16 protein-coding genes and 1 pseudogene are annotated in these 16,623 nt (G+C 47.4%); 1 reads left to right on the forward strand and 16 read right to left on the reverse strand.

The window, feature by feature from the left end; genetic code table 11:
* From D829_RS31385 to D829_RS32505, 7 genes and pseudogenes are all read right to left on the reverse strand, one after another.
* A pseudogene (locus D829_RS31385) lies at positions 1 to 191 on the reverse strand (IS110 family transposase); the annotation flags it as partial.
* Positions 192 to 284: 93 nt separating this feature from the next.
* Complete coding sequence (locus tag D829_RS31390) at positions 285 to 686, reverse strand: hypothetical protein (protein ID WP_017690289.1); 402 nt, start codon at positions 684 to 686, stop codon at positions 285 to 287.
* A gap of 180 nt (positions 687 to 866) precedes the next feature.
* Positions 867 to 1,607 (reverse strand): hypothetical protein, encoded by a 741-nt coding sequence (locus D829_RS0117885; protein WP_017690290.1) that lies wholly within the window; start codon positions 1,605 to 1,607, stop codon positions 867 to 869.
* Positions 1,604 to 2,302, reverse strand: coding sequence for an ABC transporter ATP-binding protein (locus D829_RS0117890; RefSeq protein WP_017690291.1), 699 nt, complete (start codon positions 2,300 to 2,302; stop codon positions 1,604 to 1,606). Before D829_RS0117890 ends, D829_RS0117885 begins: the two co-directional genes overlap by 4 nt.
* Positions 2,295 to 2,681, reverse strand: coding sequence for a GntR family transcriptional regulator (locus D829_RS0117895; RefSeq protein WP_026081254.1), 387 nt, complete (start codon positions 2,679 to 2,681; stop codon positions 2,295 to 2,297). The genes D829_RS0117890 and D829_RS0117895 overlap by 8 nt, the downstream gene beginning before the upstream one ends.
* 223 nt (positions 2,682 to 2,904) lie before the next feature.
* On the reverse strand, positions 2,905 to 3,768 hold the full coding sequence (locus tag D829_RS0117900) for an aldo/keto reductase (RefSeq protein WP_051154006.1): 864 nt from the start codon (positions 3,766 to 3,768) through the stop codon (positions 2,905 to 2,907).
* A 46-nt stretch (positions 3,769 to 3,814) separates the two neighbouring features.
* Positions 3,815 to 4,372 carry an STM3941 family protein gene (locus tag D829_RS32505; RefSeq protein WP_017690294.1) on the reverse strand — a complete coding sequence of 186 codons (558 nt, stop codon included), beginning with the start codon at positions 4,370 to 4,372 and terminating at the stop codon, positions 3,815 to 3,817.
* A 334-nt stretch (positions 4,373 to 4,706) separates the two neighbouring features.
* On the opposite strand from D829_RS32505, the gene D829_RS0117910 reads away from it, so the two are divergent.
* Positions 4,707 to 6,716 carry a S9 family peptidase gene (locus tag D829_RS0117910; protein WP_017690295.1) on the forward strand — a complete coding sequence of 670 codons (2,010 nt, stop codon included), beginning with the start codon at positions 4,707 to 4,709 and terminating at the stop codon, positions 6,714 to 6,716.
* Between the two features lie 130 nt (positions 6,717 to 6,846).
* On the opposite strand, the gene D829_RS32510 is transcribed toward D829_RS0117910, so the two are convergent.
* The 9 genes from D829_RS32510 to D829_RS0117955 form a co-directional block, all read right to left on the reverse strand.
* Positions 6,847 to 7,539, reverse strand: coding sequence for a stalk domain-containing protein (locus D829_RS32510; RefSeq protein WP_017690296.1), 693 nt, complete (start codon positions 7,537 to 7,539; stop codon positions 6,847 to 6,849).
* Positions 7,540 to 7,999: 460 nt separating this feature from the next.
* Positions 8,000 to 8,602, reverse strand: coding sequence for an ATP-binding cassette domain-containing protein (locus D829_RS0117920; protein ID WP_017690297.1), 603 nt, complete (start codon positions 8,600 to 8,602; stop codon positions 8,000 to 8,002).
* Positions 8,592 to 9,548 (reverse strand): ABC transporter ATP-binding protein, encoded by a 957-nt coding sequence (locus tag D829_RS0117925; protein WP_017690298.1) that lies wholly within the window; start codon positions 9,546 to 9,548, stop codon positions 8,592 to 8,594. The genes D829_RS0117920 and D829_RS0117925 overlap by 11 nt, the downstream gene beginning before the upstream one ends.
* A gap of 1 nt (position 9,549) precedes the next feature.
* The gene (locus D829_RS31405) at positions 9,550 to 10,557 is read right to left on the reverse strand and encodes an ABC transporter permease (protein ID WP_017690299.1); all 1,008 of its coding nucleotides are present in this window, start codon (positions 10,555 to 10,557) and stop codon (positions 9,550 to 9,552) included.
* Positions 10,554 to 11,549, reverse strand: coding sequence for an ABC transporter permease (locus D829_RS0117935; protein WP_017690300.1), 996 nt, complete (start codon positions 11,547 to 11,549; stop codon positions 10,554 to 10,556). Before D829_RS0117935 ends, D829_RS31405 begins: the two co-directional genes overlap by 4 nt.
* 42 nt (positions 11,550 to 11,591) lie before the next feature.
* Complete coding sequence (locus D829_RS0117940) at positions 11,592 to 13,250, reverse strand: ABC transporter substrate-binding protein (protein ID WP_017690301.1); 1,659 nt, start codon at positions 13,248 to 13,250, stop codon at positions 11,592 to 11,594.
* Between the two features lie 289 nt (positions 13,251 to 13,539).
* Positions 13,540 to 14,076 (reverse strand): nickel-responsive transcriptional regulator NikR, encoded by a 537-nt coding sequence (gene nikR / locus D829_RS31410; protein ID WP_017690302.1) that lies wholly within the window; start codon positions 14,074 to 14,076, stop codon positions 13,540 to 13,542.
* Between the two features lie 52 nt (positions 14,077 to 14,128).
* A complete protein-coding gene (locus D829_RS0117950) occupies positions 14,129 to 15,154 on the reverse strand; it encodes an alpha/beta hydrolase (RefSeq protein ID WP_017690303.1) in 1,026 nt (341 codons plus the stop codon).
* Between the two features lie 80 nt (positions 15,155 to 15,234).
* Entirely contained in the window at positions 15,235 to 16,338 is a 1,104-nt protein-coding gene (locus tag D829_RS0117955; RefSeq protein WP_017690304.1) for a hypothetical protein, read from the reverse strand.
* Between the last annotated feature and the right edge of the window lie 285 nt (positions 16,339 to 16,623).

The following is a 16,623-nucleotide window of genomic DNA, read 5'->3' on the forward strand; positions in this document are numbered from 1 at the left end:
ATCCATGTTACTAGCCTCGTTAACCCTTCCTGATCGTTGTGGAACACGCAGTCTTTTCCTAATTCAATGCCACGAAAATCTACCGCTCTAGCTACGTGAATCTTTTTGGCAATGTCTGCTCCAATGACTAGCGTATCTTCCGTAATTCGCGTAATCCGTTGATTCTGTTTCTGTTTCATCTTATACTTCATGATGTGCGCCTCTTTTCGTATGTGGGTATTGTTCTTTGGTCGGAACGACGATTCCCAGTATACTAAAGGCGCATTTTTTATTCAAAGTTCAAATTACTTCATTACAGGAATAGCTCCTGAACTAAACCAGCCACTGGTGCGACGGAAACTTGCCACGATGCGGCCACCACTGCCACTTATATCATATTCCTGCGAAAATGCTGGAGCAGACACATCATATGTACCGCGTGATCCTGCGTCATACTCATACTTTTTGCTAAAGAAACTGAACCTGGCCCGAAGCACACCCAAATGTCTCCCATCTGCTGCAGTGATATCCCAACGATTCGTTAACATGCGAAATTTGCCGCTACAGACCAATCCCTTGTTATCCGATACATCGAGCGAAGAACCAAAGACACTTTTCAAATCCAGGTGCCCGGCCTGTTCCTGATTCGGATTCATAATCTCGGTGTAACCCGCGTTAAAAAAGTTATCCCTGAAGTATAATTCCATAATGATTACTCCTTTCCCTTACATATCCTTTCGTTCTCTTTAACCTAATCTCGCATCGAGCACACAATATATCTATATTTACGCATAATTAATGGGATTAGATTCAAAAAGTGGATTATCACTGGATGTGAAAAAACGAGCAACCCTGGTTGCTCGCATCACGTTCAAGTTATCCTGTCATCAGATTTCGACTTTTTTGTTGTTCAGGTAAATGGTAGCCCATACCAAGATGACCGCCACAATGACTTCAAATACAATGCTTCCCCACATGCCGTCCGACCATAATACACCATTGGCAGTGATCGAGATCCCTGTACTTTCTTCCGTGTACCGGAACAGCTCATTTGGACTGAAACGTCCTGTCATAATGATATTTTCCAACCAGCCAAGCAGATTAACGAGGACAAAGAATGCAACGATTCCAATCCATGGCCCCGTTCTCCAACGGAAGCTGCCTGCAATCGAGATCGAAAGGAAGATGATGACGGTCATGAATACCATAACCCATGCGCTAAACAGCAACAAACTAATATAATCCGAAACATGCAGACCCGAAAGATCAATATTGCTAGCCATGTTCATTCTGAGCTTCATTGAAATATAGATGTAGGCATGAGTCGTAAAGATAATGGCTAACCCCAACCCGCAAAGAGCTCCAAAGATCAAAGGAGACAACACATGTGACAGGCCCGTTACGGGTAAAAGACGGCGATTATAAGAGCGGATATTGGACGTGTATGTTTTGATCATTTTCACATAAATAGCCACACCTACTCCAACATACCCCATAATGCCAATCACAACCCCTGTGACCTCAGACATGAAAAGGGAAAGCCCCACTTGAGCGATAATCAAAATAACTAGCCCAGCCAGTAGTGTATTCCAGTTCCTTCTAAAGTCATACTTCAATAATGTCATCATTCCGCATAGACCTCCTTGAACATCTCATCCACACTTTTCCCATATTTCAGACGGAGCGTTTCCACTTCTTCCCGCATCACCAGTTCGCCCTCGCGAATAAAGACCACTTCATCAAAAATCCGTTCGATATCATTCACAAGATGCGTGGAGATGATCAGACTGCTGTCTTCATCATAGAATTTGACGATCGCATCCAGAATCTTGCCACGCGCAACCGGATCTACTCCGCCAATAGGTTCATCCAGCAAATACAGACGAGCCTTACGAGATAGCGCCAGTGTTAGTTGTAGTCTTTCATTCATACCTTTCGACAGATGCCGTACCCGGTCACTCTCGACAAGGTTCATGAAGTCCAGCATCTCCCGTGCCTTCTCCTCATCAAAATCAGCATAGAAATCGCGATAGTACGCAATCGCATCCCGCACTCTCATCCACTTCTCGGTTAATGGACGATCCGGCATGAATGAAACCAGCGCCTTCGTCTCCAGCCCAACAGGCTTACCTGTGACTTGAATCGTTCCGCTGCTCGGATGCAACAAACCTGCAACCAGCTTCATGAGCGTACTTTTTCCACTACCGTTGCTACCCAGCAAACCTACAATACGTCCTGGAGCAATATCCAATGTAATATTACTGAGCGCTTTCTTATTGCCATATGTCTTATTGATCTGGTTCAGTTCAAGAATGTTACTCATGCGTTGTTCCTCCCTTTCCTTCCGCAACGGCATCGGCTACGATGGATAAGATATCCTGCTCTTCGATCCCCAGTTCCTGCATTCCGGTCAGAAAACGTTCCAGCAATTCACCGGCCATCTCTTTTTTGATCGTCATAATCTTCCGCTCCTCACTGGTCACATATCTGCCCAAGCCCCGTTTGGTTTCGACCACTTCTTCGCGCTCAAGCTCCTGAAATGTCCGTTGTACTGTATTTGGATTGATCTGTAGTTCAGCCGCCAGTTCACGAACCGAAGGAATTTTGTCACCTGCCTGAAGTGTCCCGGTTACAATCTGTCTTTTGATGTACTGCATGATCTGCAGATAGATTGGTAAATTGTTATCAAATTCCATAGTCACAAAGCTCTCGCTCCTCTCTGTACTGGTGTGTTAGTTACATAGTACACTAGTGAAATAGTGTTGTAAAGCCCATTTGTTAAAATATATATTTGCTCAATTGATGGGCATGCTTCGACTATTGATATCCATACAAAAAAGAGCAGATCGTGAAGATCTGCTCTGCATAACTTTATTAATCGTATTGTTATCTTATTCATATGCTTATCCAATAAAAAAGAGCCAGCTACACGATATCTAGAGGTACTTTGCCTTTAGATGCAGGGAATGCCTCATTCAACCGTGTCAGTTCCTCTGGTGTTAAAACGATATTCACTGCTGCTGCATTGTCTGCCACATGATTCAGCTGTACCGCCTTGGGAATCGCCAGCACATCTCCATCCCTGATCACCCAGGATAATGCGATCTGCGAAGTCGTAACTCCTCGACCCTGTGCAATCTCCTGAATGACGGGATGCTCCAACAATTCACTTCGAAGTCTGCCACCCTGAGCCAGGGGACAATACGCCATTACAGGAACGCTACGTTCCCGCATCCATGGAAGCAGATCATGTTCAATACCACGCGAAGCTGCATGGTACAGCACCTGATTCACCATGCACTGAGACCCCTCCGGCAGACTCCATAACTCCTGCATATCCCTTGTATCCAGATTCGATACACCCCAGCGAAGGATTTTACCGGATTGTTTCAATTGTTCCAAAGCCTCAACCGTCTCTTCGAGTGGTACTCCTCCGCGCCAGTGGAGCAAATACAGATCCAGACGATCTGTTCCTAAGCGCTTAAGACTACGTTCACAGGCCGTAATCATCTGCTTGCGATCCGCATGATGGGGATACACTTTGGATACGAGAAAAACTTCGTCACGATAGCCCTCGATGGCCTTTCCCGTAACAACTTCTGCCCCACCTTCTGCATACATCTCCGCCGTATCAATCACGGTCATTCCCAGTTCAATACCGGAACGAAGTGCTCGTACTTCTTCTTCTTGGCTAGATTGCTTCTCTCCCATGTTCCATGTGCCTTGTCCTATCGCAGGCAGGGCAGTTCCATCTGGAAGTAGAATCGTGCGTGTTGCATCACCATGCATCATCTATATTCCTCCATTCTGAAGACTTATGGACATTCTGACCTCTCTAACGACGATTATACGAATCATAAATCATGTTATCACTCACATGTCTCCAGTGGCTCATCATCATGATATACAATTGATCCAGTGGCACTGTGAGGCTACTTTGGGCAACGCTGATGGTCGCATCGACCATATTGCTGTTGACCGTCATCAATTTGCGTTTCATCCCGTTCTGGCGATCCAGAAAGGCTTTCTCGTCCCGCAATTTGACCCCGATCATTTTCTGTCCCATCAATTCATACATAAAAATATTCTCAACGTCTTTCCAGGCCACGGCTCCTCCTGCGGTATAAGAAGATGCATCCACAAACCCATCCTCATCGATTACAAAAGAAGGTTCCTTCTTGATCATCTTTACCAGATTGTAGCAGAAACATAGCCCAAAAAACAAAATGGATAGAAGTCCAATCACATCCGAAAGGATGGAATCATTCGTAACTGAAGAACTATCAAAAATCAAAAAAAATCCGGCTGCCACAAAAAGTGCTGCCCCTGCCGTGAGCCACGCCATTCGTTTCCGGTTTGGATATTCCACATGCTGCTCATAGGATGTGCTCAACGTGACGTTCCTCCTCCATTGCGACTGAATCATACGAGTTCTATATAAACGACTGGCTATGAACCAATTACCTGGATGTAGAACAGGAATTGCATTGTACATTAAACCAAATTCACCAATGTTAAACATTAAATTAAGACCATTTTTCGTCATTTCTGCGCTTATTCAACATTAGGATTCGTCATCGTTCGAGCAAATCCTTTTAACACACCTTCATTATCAAAAAGTCTCCCCTCCCATCCTTAGTCATATTGTCCTGTCCCTAGCTTTCCGTTAATATAAATGGAAAGGTTAGGAAATTAACCGATTCTAATTCAAGGTGGGAGGACAAACAATGATGAGTCAGCGCGGCATAACATCGGAAGATCTTTATCAGATTACATGGGTTAACGATCCAACTCCGTCTCCTCAAGGCGGACAACTGGTATATGTAAGCCGGAAAACGAATGAAGCACGTGACGGTTATTGTTCTCACCTGAGACTGCTGCATCTGGGGAGTCAGAAGGACAGGCCCTTTACCTCTGGTGAGAAGGATCATTCCCCTGCCTGGTCGCCCGATGGGTCTCAGCTGGCCTTTTTAAGAGAGGTTGATGGGAAATCCCAAGTGTGGATTATCGCAACAGATGGCGGAGAAGCACAGCAAATCAGTCACCTGAAACATGGCGTCAGTTCCCTGCTCTGGTCACCGGATGGTCATACTTTGCTTGTGAAATCATCCGTGGATATGAGCGGAGATGAAGAATCAGAACATACAGATCCTATAGACGATAAACCCAAACTGCTGCAAGAACATGTCGTAGACCGGATTCGCATGAAATCAGATGCCAGTGGATTATGGAACGGTCGACGTTCCCACCTTTTCGCTCTCGCACCGATCGATGCGGAAGCAATTCCTGTAACTACAGGTCATTATGACGTTGGAGACTACGCCTGGTCCCCGGACGGAACATCTATCGCTTGGATCACGCAGATGCCCGAAGAAGGCGAGGACCATAATGATTACACCCTGACTAATCATGTGTACCTTGCCAAGGCAGACGGATCGGATGTGCAGCAGTTGACCCCGGAAGGGTATACGTTCAGCCGACTGGCCTTTGCACCGGATGGACAATCTCTTGCACTGCTCGCCAGTGACCGTTCCTATGGAAATGCCACGCTTGTGAAGTTGTACACCCTTCAGATATCAGGTGGTGAACTCGTATGTCTGAGCACCGATTGGGACGTACAGTTGAATCACAGCATTGTTGGCGACATGCGATCACATCTGACAACCACGGGGCCTGTATTCAGTCGGGATGGTTCATCCATCCTCTGTCTGGCGACTATCCATGGTAGTGTACGCATCGCCAAATTCGCACGAGACGGCAGCAGTGCCGACTATATATGGCCTGACGAACGGGAGATTTATCAATTTGCCGAATTGGAAAACGGGCAGATTGTTGCCGCTGTAGCCGATACACTAAATCCTGGTGATCTCTATATATATGAACAACCGGGTGATTCCGAGGTAGAACCGATTCAGCTCACCCGCAGCAATCCACAGCTTGAGGATGAGATGCATCTTAGTACACCGGAAACCTTCTGGTTTAATTCCTCAGATGGCCTGCGTCTGCAAGGATGGATCATGAAACCTCATGGCATGGTCGACGGGGTCAAAATCCCGACCATTCTGGAAATTCATGGCGGCCCGCACATGATGTATGGTTTTACATTTATGCACGAGTTCCAGATTCTCGCCGCACAAGGCTACGCTGTTGTCTATATCAATCCACGCGGTGGCCTCGGATACGGGCAGCAGTTTGTAGACGCCTGTCGCGGAGATTATGGCGGTGGAGATTATCGTGATCTCATGGAAAGTGTAGATCATGCCCTGTCTCAATATGAGTTTATCGATGAATCCAGACTGGGCGTAACTGGAGGCAGTTATGGTGGCTTCATGACCAACTGGATTGTTGGACACACGGATCGCTTCAAGGCGGCTGTTACCCAGCGTTCCATCTCCAACTGGCTATCCTTCTATGGTGTAAGTGACATTGGATATTTCTTCACGGAAGACCAGATTGGCGGTAACGCGTGGGATGACACGGAAAAATTATGGAAACATTCCCCGCTCGCTTATGTCGGCAACGTCAGTACTCCGCTGCTCATTTTGCATGGCGAACAGGATCTGCGGTGTCCAATTGAACAGGCCGAGCAATTGTTCATTGCCCTGAAAAGACGCAAGCAGACCACAAGACTCGTTCGTTTCCCAGGGGCAAACCACGAGTTGTCCCGTGGAGGTCACCCTCACTTGAGGGTACGCCGTCTGGAGCATATTGCCGGATGGTTTAACGAGTACCTGTAACGGACTAATATTTAGACTATTAATTCAGAGTATAGAACCTGATATGGATTCAACTCTAAAAGCCGTCCAATGAAATCTGTTATGATTTCATTGGACGACTTTGGCTGTTCACCTTTTATGGAAGGAAAGATTACTCTTCGCCCCACACTACGGTGATTTCATTCAGATCCTTGTTGGTTGCAGACACCGAACCTGTGATGGTTACGGCATATTTGCCATCTTCACGACCCACGATGCTGAAGCCATCTGCCTGGATATCCTGAGTGTTCTGGCTCAAGTTTTTGGTCTGGTAGTAGTCTTTGTAGGATGTTCCAACGGTTAGCAACGTTTCTTTGGTTGTGTACGTGAGCACTACTTTTTTATTGTCCCCGTCTACATTGCTCTCAATTAAGCTCGTTGCCTTGGCATCTTTTGGTATTGGGAAATCTGCTGGCAGATACTTGGATTTCACGCCTGCAACCTGTGTGTTCGTGCCTGTAGATGGTGATGTCGATCCGCTGTTGCCGCTGGATGTTGACCCACCAGAGGAGCTTGAAGAGCCGATGCTTACTTTATTGTTTTGGGAATCATACTTCACTTCGGTCTTCAATGCATCTGCAATCGAACGAACGGGGAGATATGTACTGCCTTGATATGTAATTGGCGCAAGCTTTTTGCCCTGGTCACCTGTCGGTGTAAATTTCTGTCCGTTCACTTCGATGGCGAGCCCATGGTTCAGATAAGCTTTGATTGTCTCCAGTTGTGTACCTGCATATACACCTGCCGATCCGGTTAACACCATGCCAAACACACCCGCAGCAATCAACCACTTTTTGCTTTTCATCCCTAAACGCCTCCTGAGTTCAAATGTCAACCTTATGCATAATACGATTCAAGACGATCGCTCGATGTATGCGAAAGACTCATGTAGTTATGCTCATCATGTATGGGTACGAGCTTATTCGGATAACAGCCCGTTGTTCCACCAAATGTTAGCAATATAATAGCATCTGACAAGAGGTTGTAAACGATAAATGGACAAAACAGGACCAAGGACGTACAAAAATAGTCTTTGTCGTATGCCCGCTGTTCTCTGGCTCCTTAAGTTGTTCTTATATGAATAAAGTCACAAATTCTGGACCATACACATGATTTCACTCATTCACAACTATGCAACGTTCCGGTTCCTGAAGCAGGGCTTAACCTGTAAAATTCGTTGAAAACAAAAGAGGGTGCTCCCATAGTCATGTCCATGATTTTTGTTCATGTTTGACTACAGAGACACCCTTTATCTCTTCATTAAACTATGAGGTTGGCATCGGACTGATTCTGTCGCACAACCTGTTCAGCAAATCCCGATCATGGCTTATCATCAATAGCCCCAGATTACGCTGGCGAGCCACTTCCATCACGGTATGCCAGATCTGTGCCTGAGTGATGGCATCCAGCATCGTTGTCATCTCATCTGCGATCACATAACGTGTCGATGTACCGAGTGCTCGCGCCACGCAGAATCGTTGCAGTTCTCCACCAGATAATTCCCCTGGTCTGCGGTCCATCCAAGTCTGCTGAATACCCAATGCTTCGAGCAACTGTTCATCCTGCACAGACGCCTCCTGCAACACACGGCGCATTCGCCAGCGTGGATTCACAGCCTTCTCCGGATGCTGGAATACCAGCTGAACCGGACATACTCCTGTACGAGGGAGTGGTTCACCATCCAGAAGTACTTGTCCTGCCACAGGTTCGCCATATCCTGCAAGGATGCGTCCAAGGCTTGTTTTGCCACAGCCACTTGGTCCCCACAAGCCCACGACTTCGCCTTGTTTCACCTGCATATTCATCTGCTGGAACACCCACGATTTCGGATCGTAACGGTAACTCACGTCCCGTGCTTCAAGTGACATGGAAACACCTCACTTCTCCGCCCCGTACCTTACGAAGCTCTGGACGTTCGTGGGTACATACAGCGGTTGCTGCATTACATCGGGGAGCAAACGAACAGCCTGTGGTGATCTCTTGACCTGCCAACGGTTGGGAGCCTGGGAGTGGTTGAAATCCGTTCTGCGGCAACGCATTCCAGAGCGCTTTTGTATATGGGTGACGCAGACGTTCTCCAGTTCCCGTAAAATCATCTACCTGCGCCGTCTCTACATTGGTCCCCGCATAAAATACAGCGATGCGATCGGCTGCCGTCAGGGCTGTCGTGACATCATGGGTGATCCACAGGATACCTACGCCTTGATTTGCAAGCTCGCGAAATTGCTTCATCGTCTCGGCCAGCACTTCGGGATGAATGCCTGGTGTCGGCTCATCTGCAATGATCAGCTTCGGATGACCGGAGGTCGCTGTCGCCATCAACACCCGCCTTGCCATACCTCCGGACAACTCAAACGGGTATTTCCCGGCCGTTCCTTGAGGAAGATGATAATGATCCGTCAGCTCCTGCTCCGTCTGTTTCAAGTGGGTTTTATTCATGAATCTACGCTTCCTTCCCAAATCTCGGGTTACCGGCTGAACTTGCCTCCCCACCTTCATCAGCGGGTCCAAATAACTAACGGATTGCGGAATCAACACCAGTTCATCACCACGCAGTTGAAGCTGCCGCTCTGGAGTCAAAGGCTCGCCACTATAGCTAATTCTACCTTCCAACTTGGCATTGGCAGGCAGAATGCCCATAATGGCCTGCGCCAGCACACTTTTACCCGATCCACTTGCGCCTACAACAGCCACGATCTCACCCTCGTTTATGGAAAGATCCAGATTCTGAATGACATAAGTCTGTTCGTGCCCAAACCAACCACGAGCGCGCCGAAATGACACCGACACTCCCTCAATATCAAGAAGAGCCATATTACCTCACCTCCCTTGAACTACCTGTACCCGTCAATGTCTTCAGACTGTTGCCCAATACATCAAAAGCACGAACAACCAGCAACAATGCCAGTCCCGGGAAAAAGGCGAGCCACCACATGCCAGCAGATAAATATCTCATCGACTCTGACAAAATAATTCCGATTGCCGGTTGTTGCGCGGACAACCCCAGCCCCAGAAACGTAATAGCTGCCTCATGCAGAATGGCATGGGGAAAGATTAGCAGTACGCCAACGAACAGCTGCGGGACCAGATGTGGCAGCATATGCAGCACCGAAATCTGTAACCGTGATTGACCCAACTTGTGTGAAATCTGAATATATTCTGCGGATTTCAGTTGAATCATCTCCGCTCGTACAATCCGTGCCAGATTCGGCCAGTGTGTCAGCGCAATCGCTGCCGCAACTCCTGCCAAACCTCCACCGAATACAAAGGCCAACATAACCAGCGATACCAGATGGGGCACACTGAGGAACAAGTCGATAATCCATGAAATTACCCGGTCAGCAGCCTTGCTTGAAGCGGCAGCCAAACCCAATAGCAGTGCGATCAATCCGCCACCACATGCAGCAAGCAATCCCACTTGAATGCTGGTTGCCAATCCTTTTAACGTACGCATGAACATATCTCTTCCGAGCCAATCTGTGCCAAATGGATGCGCCCAGGTTGGAGCCAAATTCCGATACATTAATGAAGTCAGCGTAGAACCAGCCGGAAGCAGCCTGCCCGTCAACCACACGATGACAATCCAGATCACCGCGAGGCTTCCCCAGATCACCGCTCTTTGACGAGGGTTTCGGAAACGTTGATTGCTGGCAGCCGTATAATCTTTTCTCGTTTGGCGTGTTGTTCCTGTTCCTTTTCCAGTCTCAGCATGTAGAGACCCGGTATTAATGTTGTACCGTACCTCTTGATTCGCAGTTTTCACTTTCTGTAATTCGGCTGTTTCTGCCGTCTGCTCGGAGGAGCGTTCTACCGTCTGCTTCATGACATCAGCTCCTCCTTCATCCGCGGATCGATCATACGATACAGAATGTCGGCAACCATATTACCTGTGAAAACAAAAATTGCACTGCACATCACAAGTCCAAGCAGCAGTGGAACATCTCCGCGTAAACCCGCCTGAACCGTTGCCTGACCAAGGCCGGGGTATGAAAATACCTGTTCTGCAAGCACAGCCCCACCAAACAGTTCACTGAACGAAGCAAACTGCAGCGTGATGGCTGGCAAAACAACATGTCTGAACCCATGTCGACGGAACAGCTGAAATCCACGCTCACCCCGCGCTCTCGCAAACAGAATGTAATCTGACTCAAGCACATCCGTGAGCTTCTGCCGGGTATGCAAAGCGATTGAAGCTACCCCAGTCAAACTGAGGGTCAACGCTGGCAGAATCATATGAATAGCTCGATCTCCCCATGTGACCTGATCAACCGACAGCCCTGCGGGTACCCCAAGACCAACTGGAAGCCATCCGAGCCACACCCCAAATACCATCAGCAGCAACAGCGCAATCCAGAATACCGGTGTGGAGGCCAGCGTATAACAATACCAACAGATCAGGCGATCCAGCTTCGAATCCCGTCTCATGGCAGCAACTACACCAAGAGTGAAACCAATGATGCCGGATAATATCCAAGCTACAGCCATAAGTGCGACAGAATTCATGAACCGTTCCTGGATAATATCCGCTACAGGCTGTCTGTAGATCATTGATGTCCCCAAATCTCCCTGAATCAGTGCTTGTCCCCAGGTTAGCAATCGTTCCATGGGAGATTCATTCAATCCCCAACGTTCTTCGATTAAACTGCGCTGTTCGGCGCTTACCCTAATCATGTCTCCACCAATGTAGGCTTCGATCGGATCAACAGGAGAAAATTGCAATAATATAAACGACAACACGCTGACTCCAACCAATAAAGATACAAGTCGCAACATTTTAAAACCAACAAATCTGGCCCATCCATTCATGCCTGTCATCCAATCTCTCCCCAATTCAGGCTAAAGCTACCGCTGTGCTTCTTATTTCGTGCTGTTATCCCAGGACCATTCCTCCAGATTGGATGTCACCGGCCAGCCGTGACCATGGGGGTGGATCTGTTGCTCGCCAATGTTCAGGCCGTTCTTAACCAGATACAGATGATCTATATTTACGAGCCATGCCCAAGGTGCATCCCCCTGATAACTGAAACCTGTTGTGCCATCCCATTCCGCTTTCTGCCAGAAGGGCAATGCCTCTTCCTCACTGGTTGCCTGAAGGGCCTTCTCCATCCATGAATCCACGACAGGACTACTGTACAGCCCCACATTGTAATACCCTTCTCCCTTATGAGTACTGCTATAGAGGTTATAGGTTTCCAAAGGGTCATGACTGCCCCAACCAAATAATACAGCGTTGGAGTAAGCCATCTTTTTCGTCTCTTCACGGCTTTTGCCTTCAACATTGATTTTTATTCCCGCCTGGGCTACCATATCCGCAGCAGCCAGTGCCAGAGATTGTCTTGTTAAATCACCTGCAAAATAAAGCAGATTGAACTCGGCTTTAACGCCGTTTTTCTCGACAATACCGTCACCGTCCGCATCGGCCCAGCCACCAGCGGCCAGAATGCGCTTCGCTTCTTCGAGATTAGCATCCGTAAATACGGCTTCCGCATTGCTCCAAGGCAGATCATCACTGACGGAATAAGACGGACGACCGTACCCTTCCAGTACGCCCTCAACCAAAGCCTTACGATCAATCACGACATTCACCGCTTGGCGAATCGCCAGATCAGATGTCACATCATTCCCTGCGGGAAGACCATCGCCCGACTTGGCACCAGCAGGTTGCATGGGGAACATGATGCCACGGTTATCTACGGTTTTCACGGCCTCCAATGTCATGCCATTCACCTGTTGTTTGCTAAACGCTGCCGGGATAGCAGCGATATCCACCGTACCTGCCTGTGCAGCGGCGTAGGCTGCATCTTCATCCAGATAGAGGAAGGTGAGTTTGTGGAATGAAGACTTGTTACCATAATATTCTTCATTGGCTTCCACGATGGCCTGTTGTCCTTTGTCCCACTGAACCAGCTTGTACGGTCCCGAACCGACCGGATGTTCCGCATAATCGGCACCATAGGCGTGTTCAGGTACAATGCCAAGTGTCGTCAGCAGACTGATGAATGTAGACTGCGGCGACTTCAGTGTAAATACGACCGTGCTATCATCAGGTGCCTTCACATCAGCCATATTCGTCAAATCAATCACAGACCCACTCTGAGCAGCCGTATCAAACGTAAATTTTACATCTTCAGCCGTAAGCGGCTCCCCATCAGAGAATTTTACATCGTTCCGAAGTGTAACCGTCCAAGTCAGCCCATCTTCACTAACGGAGTATGCGGTAGCCAGATCGTTAACCAGTTGTAGCTTGGCATCCCTCTTCAGCAAGGTACTCTGGAAAAGTGGTGACCCATATTGCCCCCATCCGGTTGTCGGATCAAACCCGCCTTCCGGCTCGGTGCCAACGGCCAGCACCAATTCGTCTTTGGTTGAGGTTGTTCCTGATTGTCCATTCTCTGCTGATGAAGCTGTTGGCGCTGTGCCCTGTGCACAACCAGATAAACCAATGGAACATACAAGCAAGATGCCCAATCCTGTTCTAACTTTTCGTTTTCCCCATCTCCATGAAAATCTGCCCATTCTGGTCGTTCCCCCTCTAAAGTTGTGCTGCACTCACTTTTTTCGTGTTACTTTTTAGAGAAATTGTAGCACAAAATACAAATCATATGTCAACAAAGTTCACTTCATAATCCATATTTTTTCATATTTATGAATTATCAATTAAAAACTTATATAACCGAGCACTTGTAGCGCTCTATAAAGTCAGGTATTATAACAAACAAAAAAAAAAAACAGACAGTTGGCATCTAACCAATAGTCTGTTTTTTAGATTTGCTATATTTTCATAGAAATTACACCCGTATTTGTCTTACTCCGCAGAGCGATGATGATGGCTGTGACCATGCTGACCCGCACCTTGATTGTGATCCAGACTTTGATCCGGATTGCCATCCTGACTACGACTCTGAGCATGAGCCAGTTTGTTGAGTTCATCTACATAAGTCACAGACAGCTCCGCATACAAAACACCTTTTTGTACCTGGATCTGTTGATGCAAATGACGCAATCGTCCCAGATTCCCTCGTACGGCAATAACCTCCAGGCATTGGTCATGGTTCAGGTGCACGTGCATATTGGAAATGATGTCATGATGCGCCTCGTGCTGCAGCTCCATCAAACGAATGGGAAGATCGCTGATATGGTGATCATAGACCATCACAATGGTGCCTGCCACATCCTGGTCGGATTGCAGTGCAGAAGGTTGCAGTAATGTTTTGCGAACAAGATCACGGAAAGCCTCAGATCGGTTTTTGTATCCCTGTTCCTCAATATACTGGTCAAACTGCTCAATTAGAAGTGTAGGAAACGCCACCCCGAACCGGGTTAAATCTTCTTTATCTGCCATACTTCTCCTCCTGCGCCCTCATTTGCTTCGAGTGTACCACAGACTTGTCTGCTCATCGACTATACTGTTGCATGAATCGTACTGCCGAATGTATCGCCTGTTGTCCAGCGTCACTCTCCAGATCAAATTGATAATCATGTCCCAGCTTCTCTGATGAGTTCGAGAAAAACAAGGTTTCCACCTCAACATCAAGGCGCTTCAATACTTGTGCCAGCTCAATCGATTGACTGGTCAACGGGTCATCATTGCCTGAGGTAATGAATGCAGGCGGGTACCCTGCTGTGGCCTGAAGCACGGTCGACATTTCATCCAGACGTGGATAGTCTTCGAATGTTTTGACTCCCGTATATGACCAGAGAAATGTCCGTATGAGTGGAAAGCCTGTATTGGCTACTGTGCTTAGATTGTATGGACCACAGAATAGAAGAACCCCACGCAACTCTTCTGGCTGGGCGGCTGGTGTTATGTTCATCAGTTTAGCCAGAGATGGATTGGTCACCACTGCCGCAGTCTGACTTGCAATCTGGGCACCTGCCGAATTGCCTGCGAGAAATATGTTTTCCGGGTCACCCTGATACTCACTGACATGGTTCTTCACGTAGGTCAAGGCCTTATTCGTCTGGATCACGGGAATGGGATATTTCGTATCCGGTGCGAGCGCATAATTCATACTGACGACAACGTAACCCTTTTTGACTAATTGTACGGAATAATCTGTGATGTCCTCTTTGTCACCCAAAACCCATCCACCACCATGAACCCACAGCACCACAGGCAAAGGTTCCGATGTTACGGAAGGATAATAGATATCCAGCGTACTGTCATTACGCCCTTCGTCTGCATAGGGTACATCCGCAACACGAGTTACACCTTCCGAGATCATGCTGTCCTTGCTGTTCGTGTCTGGATTAGCAATCTCAATAATTGATTTTAATAAAAATACCGTTATTTTTGGTGTCCATTGTGTACCAATCCCAATAACACCCATGATCAAAATTAGTACAACGCTGGGAATCCAGTAACGTTTACGTTTAAAACCTTTTGCCCACGTACGTTTCGTTTCCAACTTGGACTGCAATAGTTCCACCTCGTTCCATCATCATCGAAGCGTCTTTACATCTAAAGTTGTGTACGTAGCAGGGAGAACCAGGTTTCCTCTTATTTGGGTCTCTTGGCGATTTCCTGTCTGACTTTCACATACGTAGTGGATACGTTTTGCTCCAGTGTATGAATACTTTGTTTTGTTCCTGCCCACTTCTCCGCTGCAGAAGCCAATGTGTTCAATGAGCTGAGTACACGTGACGTTTGGCTTTGTTTTGTACTCTGTTTGAACTGTTGTAGAGCGTTGGAATATCGTTCTTTTGCCAGACTCGCCTGTTTTTTAGCCGTTTGAATCTGTTTCTTCGCGGAGTCAGCCCCTGCTAGCATAGCTCGTAAACGTTTTATTTCAGCGCTCTTCCGTTTACGTGCTTCAGCAAGTTCCTTTTTCTTGATCCGGATGTCTTCTCTGGCAAGCTTCACAACGGGTCTCAACGTCTCTGCCTGAGTGCGGATTGCTGCACTCCATTCCTTATTTTTGATAGTTTTGGCAGCATCCAACTGTCTATTGACTGAACTATAGAGGGCGAATAGCGGTTCATATCGGGCTTGTGTTTGCTTTACCTTTTCGGTTAGAGCCGCAATCTTCGCGTCATCGGTTTGTCTTATTTCTACACGTAATCGCTCCAATTCCACGGTATTGGCGGCATGAAGTGTCTTTATCTTTTGTTCCCAAGCCTGCTCTTGTGTCTTCCAGTTCCCCACTTTCTCGTACGCTTGCTTCAACGTTAACTTGGTTTGTGCATCGGCTTTGTTCAAAACGGAATCCCATGCTTTTTGCGCGGTTACGCCAAGATCTATGCCCGCAGCCTCGACTGAAGAAGCAAAATAGATCGTGCCCGCGCTGAACAGAATCACAAGCCCTATAAGCAGGCGTGACCCGAAAATAAGATGAGCGAGCGATGGCAATTGACGACGCCGGACGTTACTTTGTTCCATCATCTGACTATAGCTACCTGCTATTGGAGAAGGGAATAGTGTGTCACTCGTCTCCATTAAAGCTATATCTTCTGTAGCTGTATCTTCGATATGCTGTCGCCCCTTCTTTCCTTCTAATAAACCGTGATGTTCTATGAAGTTATGAGAGCTTGATCGTTCCAATAGGGAACAACATGCCATTGCCTCCTGTTCATTTATCGTTTCCTTCCACGCTTCTGTTTGCATCCGTCCCTACACCCTTTCTTCTAAAATAATTAGCAGAATAGCCAACGAAATCAGCGAACGACAAAAAAGCACCCGCAAGTCAGGCATTAGCCTGCTCTTACGGGTGCTTCCCTCATAAGCCGTTCCATATGAGATTCGATTGAACGAGTCGCTCGAACCTTTCCTTTTTCTAATATATTCCATTCGTTGTATCTGGTCAAGTCGTGTCTATATAAATTGAACTAAAGAATATTTACACTGCACACTCCGATGACGGACAACCTTCCGATCGCTGTTATCCCCCAG

Source organism: Paenibacillus sp. PAMC 26794 (assembly GCF_000316035.1).
Classification (GTDB): domain Bacteria; phylum Bacillota; class Bacilli; order Paenibacillales; family Paenibacillaceae; genus Paenibacillus.